This window comes from Pseudomonas sp. MWU12-2020, from assembly GCF_023100605.1.
Lineage (GTDB): Bacteria > Pseudomonadota > Gammaproteobacteria > Pseudomonadales > Pseudomonadaceae > Aquipseudomonas > Aquipseudomonas fluorescens_H.
Genome location: NZ_JALMEX010000007.1, coordinates 202,887 through 218,763, shown reverse-complemented (window position 1 = coordinate 218,763; position 15,877 = coordinate 202,887). Strand labels below are relative to the sequence as shown.

Genomic DNA, 15,877 nt, shown 5'->3' with positions numbered 1-15,877 from the left:
GTTAGTCGAAAGCGCTGATAAGCAGGTTCGAGTTGTTCTGGACGGTTTTCCAGTTCTTGAGAACAACCTTGAAACTCGCGACAAAAGTTCTGAGGGTCAGGAATTCATGCATGCCCATTACTGTGTTTTGCGAGGCGTTGATGTACTGAGTAATTTCGCTCCACAGCTGCTCAAGTTGTGAGGTGCTATTGACGGCGCCCTCGACATAGATCGACATACTGCTCAAGCTCGACTGAAACTCCATGAGCGTGCCGGCAAGAATGTTTTTTTGCTTGACCTGCTCGGCCAGCAAATCTCGTTGCTCGATCAGCGGACGCAAGTGGATTGCCTGCTCCAGGTTGACGTGCCGATGCCAGGCGGGTCCGCCACCGGTGTAAACCACGATGGTGCCGAAGATGTAGTCGAAAAAATCAGCATTGGACTCTCTGGTCTTCTCGGCAATACGCTGCTCGGCAAGATCAATGGCGGCATTCAACTCGGTAAGCTGTCGGTTGATTTGCGCATCGCCGGCCAGTTTCAGTTTTTCGCCAATTCTGACGGCGACCTTGTCGTTGAGCTCCGCCTTGAAGTATTTCAGGCGCTCATTGATGTCCCGGCTGCTGAGCTTTTTGTCCTCGATCGACCGTGCAATGAACGCCAGTGATTCCTGGATGGAACCGAATCGGTTCTTTTCTTCCCGACCGATTTCCAGCGGCGGCAGACTGTTTATCTCTTCTTCACTCAGCGAGTTGATAGTGCCAATGAAGTTGATGTAGCCCGGCATGGTCACGATCGCGTCGATAATGTCCTGACCGAAACTTTCCAGGTCTTCCGAGAAGGTAGCGAGGCTGCCGGCCACGTGCCTCATCGAATATTCGATATCTGTCCAGGAATTGGCATTGTTAATCATCGTGTGATTGAGTTCGACAATGTCGGTTAACTCCAGACCGATGATGTCGGTGCGTTTTGTTTTCAATTGCCTTTCGACATCTTCGATATCGCGCGGCAATGCCTTGGCGGCGGAAATGTAGTTTTTTATTTTTCGAATGTCATCTTTGGTGATGAGCGGTTTTGAGATGGGTTGCACTTTCAATTCCTTTGAAGTGTTGTTTGAGTCCTTAGGTTAAATCCGGATTTGCTGTTGAGTACATGTATTGATTGTGACTTGTTGTTGGTTATGATTTGTCGTTTTTTGTAATTTTTTGCATGGGTGGCTGGTTGTCAGTCGCAAGACGATGTTTGTGTATTCAATTTTAATATTTGATTGGTTGCATGCGCTGGTTTTGTCGATCTAAGTTGAGGGGTGGCGTTGATTTGATTGCGCTCCGGATGAGCGCGCCAACGCTATAAGTGAATAATCAATATTAATATCCGAAGAAGACAAGGAGTCTCCGATGGAACAGAATTTAAATGACAAGATGGTTGAGGCCGCCGCGAAAGCCCCATTGCTTTTTGTGAACGCTTCGTTGGGTGAGGGCGAAGAATACAATCGGGACACCGGTCTCCATGTGACCAAAGAGCAAATAAACAATTTGAGGAGGTATGAGGCGCTAGGCTTGTCCCTGCCGATTCAATTGGACGACGTCATTGCCTATCTTAACTATGGATCCGGTGATGACGGTGGTGTGGGACGCACTGCTCGGGATTTTTTGCGAACTTTTACCACGACCTATCAGCATGCTCGACGCTGGTCGCCTCTGCGCGAGAAAATAATGCTGACGGGAAATGATCTGAAGATATTTGCTGGCAGCATCATCGGAACGGGTGATGCCATTGTTGAAGTGTATAACGATCTGAGGGCTTCTAAATATCTGGAAGAGCATGATATTACTACTGTTGAACAATATCTGAAGCTTCAACGGCAAATGCCAGGGCTACCAGATCTTGATCTTGCCCCTGGCGATATCGCCGATATTCGAAGTTATTTGAATGACTTGCTGTCAGCAATCAGGCTTTGTCATCAAAAAGCCGAACACGTACGCGGGGAACTGGATCGTTTCGGCACCGATATGCGAGAGTCTGTTCTGCCGGAAATCAAGCTGCGACTGGAGTTCGTTTCCAGGAATACGTACGCATCTGATATCAAAGAGTTGCAAGGTCAAATGGATCAGCGTTCCGCTGAGATTGATGAGCTGAACAAACAATATGAAAAGTTGGTTCAAGATGCGATCAGAGATGCGGCGGGTCTTAACATTGGTGGACTGGTCATGGCTATCTATCAGGGTGTCAAAGCTGAAAAAATACGCCGTGAACGTAATGCGTTGAAGCAACTGCAGCAGGCCGATAATCAAAAAATGGCCAGCAAGAACCAGACGCTGAGTTCGCTGAATAAAGTTCGTGATGATGTGCAAAACCTTAGTTACGTTGCGATCGAGGCCGATGTAGCAACCCAAAACCTCATGCTGGTTTGGAACGCGCTCGGTGATTATGTCATTGCCTCTATTAATAAAGTCAATGAAATCGACGAGTCCGTGACGTTGCGCGCTTTCAAGAATCAGATAATTCAAATCATCGCTCCGTGGGAGCAAATACAATCCAAGGCCGATCAGTTGTTGGCGGTGTTTGCGGAAGCCGATAAAGAATACCAAAACAATAATGTCGCGATTCGGAGTAGAGCTGCAATGCAAAATTTTTCGATCAATGCTGCAGAACCAGCGTTCAATATGCAAAAACTGCGCGAACACAATGCGTCCGTGCAGCAACTGAACACTACTGCGCAAATGCTCTTTGAGCAATTCGATTACATGCCCGGCACTGTCGGGGCCATGAACGGTGTGGCACTGGCTTTGAATAAGGCAACTTTTGAATTGCGCGATAAGGCGCAGAGACTAAGCATCAGTCTGGTGCTGTCCGAGAGGAATTTAAAATCCTATCAGGAAGAATTGAGTTCTCCGGAGGATGCGGAAGAGGTGCGCGAGGACATGGAGGTGGAGCTGAAAGATATTTTCGCTAAAGTCTCTGCGCAAACTCGAGACTTGAAAAATATCCACAACAGCATTGGCGCAGTCTATGACCGCAAGGCGTCGGCGGAGTGGATCGTCAAGCTGGAAGAAGAGCGTGTCAGTAACGAGGAACTCAAGACCCAATCCGAAGAGAAAATTGCAGCCTTCACTGCTGAGATAAAGTCTATTTCCGATGCGATTGATCTGATCACCAAGGCGGGTATCGAAAAAATTGGCCAGGAAGCCCAGTTATCGCTTGAAAATCTGAAGGCGTTGGGTCTGGCGCCTCCGCAAGTTCAAATCGCCATGTTAGCTATTGATACCCTGAAAAAATTGATTTCTGGTATTGGTGAGGCGATTTCTTATCTCAACATGCTGGCTGCGTACCGTCGACTCAGCGACAAAGCAGCTGAAATGCGCGCTCAGTTGCGCAGGCACCTCAACGATGGCACTCGGATTGTTGGGCGTATCGAACTGGTCACTACGCTGGACGAGCAGGACGACGAACGTTCGAAGTACGCCAATGAGTTTGCCAGCCTGATCAACTACTTTGATCTGCTCTCTACTGAGTTTACCCAGGACACTTCGGTGCCGGTGGACGGCCGCGCAGACTCTGCAATTGCCCGGATTGCCGAAGCCGTTAACGTTCTGAAATCAATTTCCCAATAACAAGGAGGTGAGGAAGTGGGCGAACCCTCGCCCACTTCCTGCACAGGAAATATGAATTCAGTGAGTTATGAGTTTTCGGCGCCGCAGCGCGAGGTGCTGAATCGCTATACCCGTTGGCTGGGTCTGTTGATACCGACCTACGACAGCACGCCAGTTGTATTTGAGGCGCGACGAAAAAGTGGTCATCAACGCGCAGACCTGTCCTGGGATACGCGCCTGAACCGCGTTAACTTTTATGAACAATATCTGCAAGGTAGCTGGGAGCGAATTAGAGACCTGCGGAGTTTGACCAGTCGGTATTTGAGTGACCTGGATACGTTTGGAGGTGAATCTTTGGAAATAACACAGAGAACATCGAAACGCGCACCTGTCAGTCAGGTTGACGTAACAAGTTACAGTCTGTATCGCTCGACGGACTGGGGACGGTCTCCACCGACCAGCCCCAGAGGATTGGTTCACCAGTTGGGTAATTGTTTCTGGAGCTTGAGCGGAGTAATCAATCCGATTGAGGGCCAGATTGACATGCTGGGCGAGGCATCATTTGGATTGAACGCGGCATTTATCAAGATAATGGGTTGGCAGTCGTGTGCCTGTCATCCACAACCGACTGTCGCGCAAGAGTTGTTCAGGAATTCTGCGACAACGCCTCCCTGGGACATTGCTTACTCTTCTTCAGACCCCACGATCAGGGCTGCCGAGTTTCAGGCCGATATCGCTAAACTCTTCAATGAGTTCGTACCGCTGAATATTCAGATGGGCGTGTTCCTCAGAAACGTATCTGAGCGTGCGAGAGGCTTGGGCACTGCCCTCACACAAACCGAAAATATGACCACCATGGGGCTGCTGAATTTCAAGATCGAATCGGCTCTGGAGGGCGCTGATGAGATTTTGCAGATGTTGACGCACTTCGAAAACTGGCTGAAAAAATAAAAAAGGCCCATTCAATGGGCCTTTTTTACTCTGAGGTGTCGATTACACGTAGAACGATTTCAGCGGCGGGAAGCCGTTGAATTCGACGGCGCTGTAACTGGTGGTGTACGCACCGGTCGACAGCCAGTACAGACGATCACCGATGGCCAGGTTCAGCGGCAGACCGTACTTGTAGTTCTCGTACATGATGTCGGCGCTGTCGCAGGTTGGGCCGGCGATGACAACTTCTTCCATCTCGCCTTTCTTCTCGGTCCAGATCGGGAACTTGATCGCTTCATCCATGGTTTCGATAAGGCCGGAGAACTTGCCCACATCGGTATACACCCAACGCTCGACGGCGGTGCGGGATTTACGTGCAACCAGTACCACTTCGCTGACCAGAATACCGGCGTTGGCAATCAGCGAACGGCCCGGTTCCAGAATGATTTCCGGCAGATCGTCACCGAAGTCTTCCTTGAGGAAACGGATGATCTCTTCGGCGTAGGTTTCCAGGCTGTTGGTGCGGGTGATGTAGTTGGCCGGGAAGCCACCGCCCATGTTGATCAGCTTCAGATGAATGCCGTCTTCTTCTTTCAGGCGTTCGAAGATCACTTTGACCTTGGCGATGGCCGCGTCCCAGACGCTGATATCACGCTGCTGCGAGCCCACGTGGAACGAGATGCCGTAAGGCACCAGGCCCAGGTCACGGGCGAGGATCAGCAGGTCCATGGCCATGTCGGTCTGGCAGCCGAACTTGCGCGACAGTGGCCAGTCTGCGGTGGTCGAGCCTTCGGTGAGGATACGCACATAGACTTTCGAACCCGGCGCAGCCTTGGCGATGTTGCGCAGGTCGGCTTCGGAGTCGGTGGCGTACAGGCGCACGCCCTTCTCGAAGAAGTAGCGGATGTCCTTGGATTTCTTGATGGTGTTGCCGTAGCTGATCTGGTCCGGGCTGACGCCACGGCTCAGCACTTTGTCCAGCTCATAGATGGAGGCGATGTCGAAGCTCGAGCCTTTCTCTTTGAGCAGGTCGATGATCTCGACGGCCGGGTTGGCCTTGACCGCGTAGTAGACCTTGGCAAATTCGAAACCGGCGCGCAGGTCATCGTAGGCCTGGCTGATCATCGCGGTGTCGATCACCACGAACGGGGTTTCCTGTTTGTCGGCGAACGCCTTCATTTTCTGAAAGGTTTCGCGCGCGAAATAGTCTTCGACCTGGATCGACATGCTGGGAACTCCTACTGGCAAACTAAGTTAATCAATGGGTGCAAATGAACGCCCTCCGTATCCCCACTTTGGTTCGCCTACTTCCCAAGGCATGTCGCCGAAAGCAAAAAGGCCATGGGCGTAACTGCCCTTGGCCTTGCTGTCTCGTCGTCAGTACTTGAGCCGGATGGATCGTTTCCAGCATGGACGTTCGGCGCGAACTTTAGGGCGTGAGGGGCCTGAGATCAACTAAAAATGTCGCGTTTTTGCACGCTTCTGACGTACGTCGCGGATATCACTCTTTGTAGCCGACCGAGATGACGGACAGATGTTCCCCGAGAATTTTCATGTGTTAAAAATACCTGCACGTTCGATGCTTTTGTCGGCTAAGTCGTGGGTAAGTGCGATAGGCGCAACATCGGCGACGTTGGCGGCGAGAGGAGGGTGTGAGGGGGATTTTGATAAAGGTGGCGGGTGGTTTAGCAGTGTCAGAACCCACCTCGGTGTTGATATTTTTTTCCAGCCTTTGCAAACACAGAAAAACCTGTGGTGAGGGAGCTTGCTCCCGCTGGACTGCGAAGCAGTCCCCCGCTTTTTTTGAAAAGAGGGGCCGCTGCGCGACCCAGCGGGAGCAAGCTCCCTCGCCACAGGTTAGATGTGCGACCTTTTAATCGATCAGGCGACCACGGCCTCAGCCGGCGAGACGATATTGGTCTTCATCCCGCGCGAACGCCCCGAGCTCAGGTAAGCCGCAATCGACTCCTGCGTCACCTCTCCCAGGAACACCCGCTCGGCATCCATCACCGGTAGCCACGAACGGTTGAACTCGTACATGCGCGACAACAGGATGCGCAGATGCTCGTCGTACGCCGCGGTGGCGTTGAACTCGCGCAGATACTGCGCGCAGGTGCCGGTCTGGCGATGCAGGTCGCGACGACGCACATAACCCAGCGCCTTGTTCTCGGCACAGGTGACCACCACGTAGCGGCGGTCATGTTCGTCCATCAATTCCAGCGCATCGGCCACCGGGGTTTCCGGACTGACCGATGGCGCGTTGTCGGCTGCATCTTCAGCCTTCACCAGCAGCAGACGCTTGAGGGTGCTGTCCTGGCCAACGAAGTTGCTGACAAAATCGTCTGCCGGATGCGCGAGCAGGGTGTCCGGATGGTCGATCTGCAGCAGTTTGCCGGCGCGGAAAATCGCGATCTTGTCGCCGAGTTTGATCGCTTCATCGATGTCGTGGCTGACCATGATCACGGTCTTGTTCAGCGCCCGCTGCATCTCGAAAAACTCGTTCTGGATCATCTCGCGGTTGATCGGGTCGACCGCACCGAACGGTTCGTCCATCAGCAACAGCGGCGCATCGGCGGCCAATGCGCGGATCACACCGATGCGCTGTTGCTGGCCACCGGACAGTTCACGCGGATAGCGGTGCAGATACTGTTTGGGTTCCAGTTTGATCATGCTCATCAGTTCGCGGGCGCGGTCGTGGCATTTCTGTTTGTCCCAGCCGAGCAGTTTCGGTACCACGACGATGTTCTCTTCGATGGTCATGTTGGGGAACAGGCCGATCTGCTGGATCACGTAGCCGATGTTGCGGCGCAGGGTCACTTCGTCGAGGTCGGTGGTGTCTTCGCCGTTGATCAGGATCTTGCCCGAGGTCGGCTTGATCAGGCGGTTGATCATTTTCAGCGTGGTGCTTTTGCCGCAACCCGATGGCCCGAGGAACACACAGATTTCGCCTTCATTGACGGTCAGGCTCACCGAGTCCACGGCTTTGACATCTTTGCCGTTGCTCTGGAAGGTCTTGCTGAGGTTTTGAAGTTCGATCATTTGAGGAGTCCTTTTGGAGTCAGCGTACGTTGCAGCCACTGCAGGAGAAGGTCGGCGAAGATCGCCAGAAGACTGACCAGCAGCGCGCCGACGATCAGCATCGACATGTCGCTGCGGCTGATGGAGGCGAGGATCAGCACACCGAGGCCACCGGCGCCGATGGTCGCGGCGATGGTCATCACACCGATGTTCATCACCACCGCGGTGCGCACCCCGGCGAGGATCACCGGCACCGCAATTGGCAGCTCGACCATGCGCAGGCGCTGGCCGAAGGTCATGCCGATGCCGCGTGCGGCTTCACGGATGCCCGGCTCGACGCCGGTCAGGGCGAGGTAGGTGTTACGCATGATCGGCAGCAGCGAATAAAGGAACACCGCGGTGATCGCTGGCATCGGCCCGAGGCCCTGGCCGAACTTGGAGTAGAACGGCAGCAGCAGGCCGAACAGCGCAATCGACGGCACGGTCAGCAGCACTGTGGCGCTGGCCTGCAAGGGACCGGCGAGGCTCGGGAAGCGCGTCATCAGAATGCCCAGCGGCACACCAATGAAAATCGCCAGCGTTACCGCGATGCCAACCAGGGTGATGTGCTGCCAGGTCAGGTGCATCACCTGCTGCCAGTCGAGGTGGGAAAAGGCGTTCAGAAATTCCATGACTTTTCCTCCTTAGTTGAGTGGGTGCTGGCGCAGAAAGTCGGCGGCCACTTTCGATGGGCTTTCGTGATCGACGTCGACCCGCGCGTTGAGCTGGCGCATGGTTTCGTCATCGAACAGTTCTGCCAGCGGCTTGAGTTGCTCGGCCAGTTGCGGGTGCGCATCAAGGTAGGCCTGACGCACCACCGGCGCGGCGGTGTAGTCGGGGAAGTAGTGCTTGTCGTCTTCCAGCAACTTCAGGCCGAAGGCATTCAGGCGGCCGTCGGTGGTGTAGACCAGACCGGCAAACACCTGGCCGTTGCGCAGCGCGGTGTAGACCAGCCCCGCGTCCATCTGCCGGATGTTCTTACGGGTGAGGTTCATGTCGTAGAGCTTGACCATGCCGTCGAGACCGTCGGAGCGGTTGGCGAACTCGGTGTCCAGCGCCACCAGATGATTAGTCTTGGCTTCATCGCGCAACACCTTGTTCAGGTCGCTGATGGTGTTGATCTGCGGGTACTCCTCGGCGACTTTTTTCGGCAGGGCGAGGGCGTAGGTGTTGCTGAATTTCGACGGGGTAAGCCAGACCAGGCCTTTTTTCGCGTCGAGTTCTTTGACTCGGGCGTAGGACTGTTCGCTGTCGAGTTTTTCGGTGACATGGTTGTAGGCCACCAGCGATACGCCGGTGTATTCCCAGAGCATGTCCAGTTGCCCGCTTTCGTGAGCGCTGCGGGCGAGGTTGCTGCCCAGACCGCCGGTGATCTGCGCGTCGTAACCTTTGCTGCGCAGGTATTGCGCGGTGATTTCCGCGAGCAGGGTCTGCTCGGTGAACACCCGGGCGCCGAGGCGAATCACCGGTTTTTCGGCGGCTTGGGCCAATCCTGCAAACAGCAGGAGGCAGCTCAAGATCAAGCTAAATCGTTTCATAAATATTCCTTCGCAAGAGCCTTAAGACGGGCGCAAACCGCGTTCCAGCCAGAGACGGCTGGCGAGGGTGACCACGCCATCGAGCAGCAATGCCAGCAGCGCGGTGCACGCGGCGCCGAGCAGCAGTTGCGGCTGATTGTTCAGGGCGATGCCGGGAAAGATCAGGCTGCCGAGGCTGTTGGCGCCGATCAGGAATGCCAGCGGCGCGGTGCCGACGTTGATCGCCAGGGCCACGCGCACGCCACCGATGATGATCGGCACGGCGTTGGGCAATTCAACTTTCCACAGCACCTGGCGCGGGGTCATGCCGATGCCGACGGCGGCTTCTTTCAGCGAACCCTGGACGTTTTTCAGGCCTTCGTAGGTGTTGCGCACAATCGGCAACAGGGAGGCGAGGAACAAAGCGAAGATTGCCGGGCCACTGCCGATGCCGAGAATCCCCAGGGCAATCGCCAGTACGGCCAGCGGTGGCACGGTGTTGCCGATATTGAAGATCTGCATGAAGCGTTCAGCGCGGCCGACCATGGTCGGGCGACTGAGGAAGATACCGGCGGGGATGCCCACGACAAGGGCGGCCAGCATTGAAGCGAGGACGAGAATCAGATGAGCTTGCAGGTAAAACAACAAATCGTCGCGGTAGTGTTCGATCGTGTTGATGCCGATCCAGTGGACCAGCAGGGCCAGGAGCGCGATAACCACCGCACCTCCCATCAGCCCTTTGCCATAGCGGATAGCCACAGGCGGACTCCTTTTCTTGTAGTCGGCGAACGCCGTCCCGAGTGGCATGCCATGCCTGGCTGCCGGGAATAAACGTTCGCGAGAAGCAGCTCCCTCAGCACCGGCAAAAAGCGGTCTGAAAGCGAGCCATGAGCGCAGCCTCGTCAGGCTAACTTGCTGATTTTTCAGCCCCTGACGAAATGTCGTAACAGGGGATGGACGTCTCCGTGCTTTAAAAGGTTCCCATCCGGGGCAGCATTTGGCCACCCTTAATGTGCTCAACGGTTCGGTTATTGCATCGAGTTGGGCTATAATCGCGGCCCTTTTTTGAATCACCGCCAGGCGATTTCCCATGACCAACCAGGCCGCCGAAGTCGCGAAACGCCGCACTTTCGCCATTATTTCCCACCCCGATGCCGGTAAAACCACGATCACCGAAAAGCTCCTGTTGATGGGCAAGGCGATTGCAGTGGCCGGCACGGTGAAATCCCGTAAATCCGATCGCCATGCGACATCCGACTGGATGGAGATGGAGAAGCAACGGGGTATTTCCATTACCACGTCGGTCATGCAGTTCCCGTATCGCGAACACATGATCAACCTGCTCGACACCCCGGGCCACGAAGACTTCTCCGAAGACACCTACCGCACCCTGACGGCGGTCGACTCGGCGCTGATGGTGCTCGACGGCGGTAAAGGCGTTGAGCCACGGACCATCGCGCTGATGGACGTCTGCCGTCTGCGTGACACGCCGATCGTCAGCTTCATCAACAAACTCGACCGCGACATCCGCGACCCGATCGAACTGCTCGACGAGATCGAAGCCGTCCTCAAGATCAAGGCTGCGCCGATCACTTGGCCGATCGGTTGCTACCGCGACTTCAAGGGCGTGTACCACCTCGCCGACGACTACATCATTGTCTACACCGCCGGTCACGGTCACGAACGCACCGAAACCAAGATCATCGAGAAACTCGACTCCGACGAGGCGCGCGCGCACCTGGGCGACGAGTACGATCGCTTCCTCGAACAGCTGGAATTGGTCCAGGGCGCCTGCCACGAGTTCAACCAGCAGGAGTTCCTCGACGGTCAACTGACCCCGGTGTTCTTCGGTACTGCATTGGGCAACTTTGGTGTCGACCACGTGCTTGATGCTGTGGTTGATTGGGCACCGCGTCCGCTGGCCCGTGTCGCCAACGAGCGCACCGTCGAGCCGGTGGAAGAGAAGTTCTCGGGCTTCATCTTCAAGATCCAGGCGAACATGGACCCGAAACACCGTGACCGCATCGCCTTCATGCGTATCTGCTCCGGCAAGTACGAGAAAGGCATGAAGATGCGCCACGTGCGTACCGGCAAGGACGTGCGCATCGGCGACGCCCTGACGTTCTTCTCCTCCGAGCGTGAACAGCTGGAAGAAGCGTACGCCGGCGACATCATCGGTCTGCATAACCACGGCACCATCCAGATCGGCGACACCTTCAGCGAAGGCGAAGTCCTTGGTTTCACCGGCATCCCGCACTTCGCCCCGGAACTGTTCCGTCGCGTGCGTTTGCGTGATCCGTTGAAGTCCAAGCAGTTGCGTCAGGGCCTGCAACAGCTGGCTGAAGAGGGCGCGACTCAGGTGTTCTTCCCGGAGCGTAGCAACGACATCATTCTTGGCGCCGTCGGTGTGCTGCAGTTTGATGTGGTCGCCAGCCGCTTGAAGGAGGAATACAAGGTTGAGTGCTCGTATGAGCCGATCACCGTTTACTCCGCGCGCTGGATTGAATGCAGCGACAAGAAGAAGCTTGAGGAGTTTTCCAACAAGGCTGTGGAGAACCTCGCACTGGATGGCGGTGGGCACCTGACCTACCTGGCGCCGACGCGGGTTAACCTGGCGTTGATGGAAGAGCGGTGGCCGGATGTGAAATTCCGTGCGACGCGTGAGCATCATTAAGCGTTGAGCTGAGTTGTCTGGAGCCCCTGAGGTGTAGGCCTTGGGGGCTTTTTTTTGGGCTTTGTCTTGGCGGCCTTTGGGCCGACCAGGCTTCGGGTGGTTTGGGTGTATATCCGTTTTTTTGGTGATGGCGGATTAGGGGTCCGCCCTTACGGCGGGTCACTTTTTCCAGACGCCGAAAAAGTAACCAAAAAGGCTTGCTCCTGCGTTCGGCCCGCTCGCTGGGGCTCGGGGTTCCTTCGCTCCGGGACCGATCCGGGGGCAGCGCCTACGGTTTGCTTCGCTGCACCTCCTCTCGCTGTGTTTGGCTGCGCCAAACGGTCGCTACGCTCCCACCCCCTGATCAATCCCTCCACTCAGCCTTCCGACGTCGCCCGTGGATCAAGATCAAGATCAAGAGCTTTCGGCGAGCTGACACTCGGCCATTTGAGTGGTGAAGAGCATGCGCTAGGCTTTTGCTTTCCTGTAGGAGCCAGCCTGCTGGCGATGGCGGCCTGACAGCCGACCAATCTCCAAAAGACCACACCCATCCCAATGTGGGAGCTGGCTTGCCAGCGATGGCGGCCTCCGAGCCGACCAATCTCCAACAGACCACACCCAATCTCACTGTGGGAGCGGGCTTGCTCGCGAAGGCGGTTTCACAACCGACCATTCTCCAACTGCCTGCACCCAATCCCACTGTAGGAGCCAGCCTGCTGGCGATGGCGGCCTGACAGCCGACCAATCTCCAACAGACCACACCCATCCCAATGTGGGAGCTGGCTTGCCAGCGATGGCGACCTGACAGCCGACCAATCTCCAACTGCCTGCACTCAATCCCACTGTAGGAGCCAGCCTGCTGGCGATGGCGGCCTCCGAGCCGACCAATCTCCAACAGACCACACCCAATCCCACTGTGGGAGCGGGCTTGCTCGCGAAGGCGGTTTCACAGCCGACCATTCTCCAACTGCCTGCACCCAATCCCACTGTAGGAGCTAGCCTGCTGGCGATGGCGGCCTGACAGCCGACCAATCTCCAACAGACCACACCCAATCCCACTGTGGGAGCGGGCTTGCTCGCGAAGGCGGTTTTACAACCGACTATTTTCTAATCGAACTGAGCGCCCGAAGGCTGCGATCTTTTGGACTCAAAAAAGCGAAGTCAAAAGATCGCAGCCTACGGCAGCTCCTGCAGGGATTGTAGGGCGACTCCGTATTTTGAGATCTCGATGTTCTTGAGCGCGACAAGCGGCGTGCTGACCGTTGGTGTTTCTGTCGACGGTGATCTGGACATTGGGTGAAGCTTTTTTCATGCCGCCGATGAATGTGCTGGTCATGCGGCACGCGCAGGGTGGCAAAAACGGCCAGTATTTTGGTCTGTTTTTCATGAGCTGGAGCGCCAGTGCATTGCTGTCCCCGGTATTCAGTGGGCAGTTGTATGGTCGCTTCGGCGGCCACAGGGTATGGCTTTCGAGCGCGACGCTGGCGCTTCTGACCCTGCCGTTGATCTGCCTTGCAACACGCTCATTGACCCAGGCCAAGGCGCTGGTCGCCACCAGGCATGCCACCTCGCTTAGCTGATTCGGTTATAGAGGTTATTCAGAAGTGATCTGCCAAACCGGGGCATTTCCGAGGTCTCGTTAGCGTCCTATCTGGTGAACCGGACTGATCGGAACTAGATTTCATTCAGCGCCGGATTGGCACCCCAGGCTTCAACCACGAAAGGATGGAAATGGCTATGAGCATTTTTCAACGCGTTGTGCTGTTGCTTAAGGTTTTGGTGATGTTGACGCTTGGCACCACGGCAGCGTGGGCGAGTTCCGCCACGCCACAACAAGGTTTTAATGCAGCCCACGGACAAGCCGGTGTGGTCATGCTGGCCAAGTCGGAATCCGAACCGGGTGATCAGGACCAGGGCGGCAGCAAGGACGATGACGACTCGACCACTGACGAGCCGGACACTGACGATGATGACGGCGACAGCCAGTCGTAAATCGCCGGCAAAAGAAAACCCCTTCTTCCCCGACTGATGCGCAATCGGAGGAGAAGGGGTTTGGTTAACACGTTATCTCCGGATAAACACGATCCCTGTAGGAGCTGCGGCACGCTGCGATCTTTTGATCTTGATGCTGAAAATCAACAGATCGCAGCCTCGTTTCACTCGACAGCTCCTACAGGTTTTGTGTCGGTCTTCGGTTTTGCTTACGCGGCGCCGTCGAGGAACTGCTCGGCGTAGTGGCAAGCCACCTGCCGATTGTCGAGCTGGCGCAAGGCCGGCTCTTCGCTGCTGCAACGTTCGGTCGCGTACGGGCAGCGCTTGTGGAACGCGCAGCCCGGTGGCGGGTTCAGCGGGTTGGGCAGTTCGCCGACGATCTTGATTTTCGGCTTGTCCGGATCCGGGTGGATCGTTGGCGTCGCCGACAACAAGGCTTGGGTGTACGGGTGCAGAGGACGGGTGTAGATGTCCTCTTTCGGGCCCATTTCCACCGGCCGGCCGAGGTACATCACCAGCACCGAATCAGCGACGTGACGCACCACTGCCAGGTTGTGCGAGATGAACACGTAGGCGGTGTTGAATTCCTGCTGCAGATCCATGAACAGGTTCAGCACCTGCGCCTGAATCGACACGTCCAGCGCCGAGGTCGGTTCATCCGCCACCAGCACTTTCGGTTGCAGCATCATCGCCCGTGCGAGGGCGATCCGCTGGCGCTGACCGCCGGAGAACATGTGCGGATAACGCTGGTAGTGCTCTGGACGCAAGCCGACCTGCTTCATCATCGCCTGGACTTTCTCGCGACGTTCGGTGGCCGACAGGTTGGTGTTGATCAGCAGCGGCTCGGCCAGTTGATCACCGATTTTCTGCCGTGGGTTCAACGACGCGTACGGGCTCTGGAACACCATCTGCACGTCTTTGCGCAGTTGCTTGCGCTGGGCCTTGTCGGCGCCGGCGACTTCCTGGCCGGCGATTTTCAGCGAGCCGGACGACGGCTCTTCGATCAGGGTCAGGGCACGGGCCAGGGTTGATTTGCCGCAGCCCGATTCGCCCACCACGGCGAGGGTCTTGCCGGCTTCCAGTTCGAACGACACACCGTTGAGGGCGCGCACGGTCGCGTGGCCCTTGAACAGGCCACGGGAGACTTCGTAGTGACGGGTCAGGTCGCGGGCGGTAAGTACGACGGCCATTACGCCACCTCCTGGTTCAGCGGGAAGAAGCAGCGCGCGAGGCTGTTGCTTTTCGGATCAAGGGCCGGACGCTGCGCGCGGCAGCTGTCCTGCACGTACGGGCAGCGCGGCGACAGCAGGCAACCCTGCGGACGGTCGTAGCGGCCCGGAACGATACCCGGCAGGGTCGACAGGCGTGAGGCGCCGAGGCTGTGTTCGGGAATCGCTTTGAGCAGCGCTTCGCTGTACGGGTGCGCCGGGATGTCGAACAGTTGCGGCACCTGACCGACTTCAACCGCTTGGCCGGCGTACATCACGCACACGCGCTGGGCGGTTTCAGCCACGACCGCGAGGTCGTGGGTGATCAGCACCAGGCCCATGTTCTGTTCTTTCTGCAACGCCAGCAGCAGATCCATGATCTGTGCCTGAATCGTCACGTCGAGTGCGGTGGTCGGCTCGTCGGCGATCAGCAGTTTTGGCTCGCCGGCAATCGCCATGGCAATCGCGACACGCTGGCTCATACCGCCGGACAGTTGGTGCGGGTAGGCGTCCATACGGCTGGCGGCGCCCGGGATTTCAACTTTTTCCAGCAGTTCGATGGCACGTTTGCGCGCTTGCTTGCCGGACATTTTCAGGTGCAGGCGCAGCACTTCTTCGATCTGGAAACCGACGGTGTAGCTCGGGTTGAGCGCGGTCATCGGGTCCTGGAACACCATCGCCAGGTCTTTGCCGACGATTTGCCGACGCTGACGATTGCTCAGCTTGAGCATGTCTTTGCCGTCAAAGCTCAGGGCATCGGCAGTGACGATCCCGGGGTGCTCGATCAGGCCCATCAGCGCCATCATGGTCACGGATTTACCCGAACCCGATTCGCCAACGATCGCCAGGACTTCGCCCTTGTCGACTTTCAGGTCGAGGCCGTCGACTACTGGAACGGCGTTCTTGTCGCCGAAGCGAACGTTGAGATTCTTGATTTCTAGCAGTGACATG

Annotated in this window: 12 protein-coding genes and 1 pseudogene; 5 read left to right on the top strand and 8 right to left on the bottom strand. The window is 56.4% G+C overall.

What is annotated here, in order from left to right; translation table 11 throughout:
• Position 1 precedes the first annotated feature (1 nt).
• Positions 2–1,066 carry an alpha-xenorhabdolysin family binary toxin subunit A gene (locus M0814_RS17960; protein WP_103486521.1) on the bottom strand — a complete coding sequence of 355 codons (1,065 nt, stop codon included), beginning with the start codon at positions 1,064–1,066 and terminating at the stop codon, positions 2–4.
• A gap of 307 nt (positions 1,067–1,373) precedes the next feature.
• On the opposite strand from M0814_RS17960, the gene M0814_RS17955 reads away from it, so the two are divergent.
• Both M0814_RS17955 and M0814_RS17950 read left to right on the top strand, forming a co-directional pair.
• Positions 1,374–3,590 (top strand): alpha-xenorhabdolysin family binary toxin subunit A, encoded by a 2,217-nt coding sequence (locus M0814_RS17955; RefSeq protein WP_103486522.1) that lies wholly within the window; start codon positions 1,374–1,376, stop codon positions 3,588–3,590.
• A gap of 15 nt (positions 3,591–3,605) precedes the next feature.
• Positions 3,606–4,520 (top strand): hypothetical protein, encoded by a 915-nt coding sequence (locus M0814_RS17950; protein WP_146774703.1) that lies wholly within the window; start codon positions 3,606–3,608, stop codon positions 4,518–4,520.
• A 42-nt stretch (positions 4,521–4,562) separates the two neighbouring features.
• On the opposite strand, the gene M0814_RS17945 is transcribed toward M0814_RS17950, so the two are convergent.
• The 5 genes from M0814_RS17945 to M0814_RS17925 form a co-directional block, all read right to left on the bottom strand.
• Positions 4,563–5,726, bottom strand: a complete 1,164-nt coding sequence (locus M0814_RS17945; RefSeq protein ID WP_003221589.1) for a type III PLP-dependent enzyme — start codon at positions 5,724–5,726, stop codon at positions 4,563–4,565.
• Between the two features lie 654 nt (positions 5,727–6,380).
• Positions 6,381–7,538: an ABC transporter ATP-binding protein gene (locus M0814_RS17940; RefSeq protein WP_003221591.1), complete on the bottom strand. Its 1,158-nt coding sequence runs from the start codon at positions 7,536–7,538 to the stop codon at positions 6,381–6,383.
• Positions 7,535–8,188 (bottom strand): ABC transporter permease, encoded by a 654-nt coding sequence (locus tag M0814_RS17935; protein WP_003221593.1) that lies wholly within the window; start codon positions 8,186–8,188, stop codon positions 7,535–7,537. Before M0814_RS17935 ends, M0814_RS17940 begins: the two co-directional genes overlap by 4 nt.
• Before the next feature lie 12 nt (positions 8,189–8,200).
• Positions 8,201–9,094 carry a glycine betaine ABC transporter substrate-binding protein gene (locus M0814_RS17930; protein WP_103486524.1) on the bottom strand — a complete coding sequence of 298 codons (894 nt, stop codon included), beginning with the start codon at positions 9,092–9,094 and terminating at the stop codon, positions 8,201–8,203.
• A 21-nt stretch (positions 9,095–9,115) separates the two neighbouring features.
• A complete protein-coding gene (locus M0814_RS17925) occupies positions 9,116–9,805 on the bottom strand; it encodes an ABC transporter permease (RefSeq protein WP_177327464.1) in 690 nt (229 codons plus the stop codon).
• A 358-nt stretch (positions 9,806–10,163) separates the two neighbouring features.
• Between M0814_RS17925 and M0814_RS17920 the strand changes: the two genes are divergently transcribed.
• The 3 genes and pseudogenes from M0814_RS17920 to M0814_RS17910 all read left to right on the top strand — a co-directional run bounded on the left by M0814_RS17920 (position 10,164) and on the right by M0814_RS17910 (position 13,718).
• Positions 10,164–11,747: a peptide chain release factor 3 gene (locus M0814_RS17920; protein WP_027610807.1), complete on the top strand. Its 1,584-nt coding sequence runs from the start codon at positions 10,164–10,166 to the stop codon at positions 11,745–11,747.
• A 1,250-nt stretch (positions 11,748–12,997) separates the two neighbouring features.
• Positions 12,998–13,306 (top strand): annotated as a pseudogene (locus tag M0814_RS17915) (MFS transporter); the annotation flags it as partial.
• Between the two features lie 157 nt (positions 13,307–13,463).
• Positions 13,464–13,718, top strand: coding sequence for a hypothetical protein (locus tag M0814_RS17910; RefSeq protein WP_045122291.1), 255 nt, complete (start codon positions 13,464–13,466; stop codon positions 13,716–13,718).
• 209 nt (positions 13,719–13,927) lie between these two features.
• Here M0814_RS17910 and M0814_RS17905 read toward each other — a convergent pair whose 3' ends face one another.
• Both M0814_RS17905 and M0814_RS17900 read right to left on the bottom strand, forming a co-directional pair.
• Positions 13,928–14,908 carry a peptide ABC transporter ATP-binding protein gene (locus M0814_RS17905; RefSeq protein WP_103485765.1) on the bottom strand — a complete coding sequence of 327 codons (981 nt, stop codon included), beginning with the start codon at positions 14,906–14,908 and terminating at the stop codon, positions 13,928–13,930.
• Entirely contained in the window at positions 14,908–15,876 is a 969-nt protein-coding gene (locus M0814_RS17900) for an ABC transporter ATP-binding protein (RefSeq protein ID WP_103485766.1), read from the bottom strand. The genes M0814_RS17905 and M0814_RS17900 overlap by 1 nt, the downstream gene beginning before the upstream one ends.
• Between the last annotated feature and the right edge of the window lies 1 nt (position 15,877).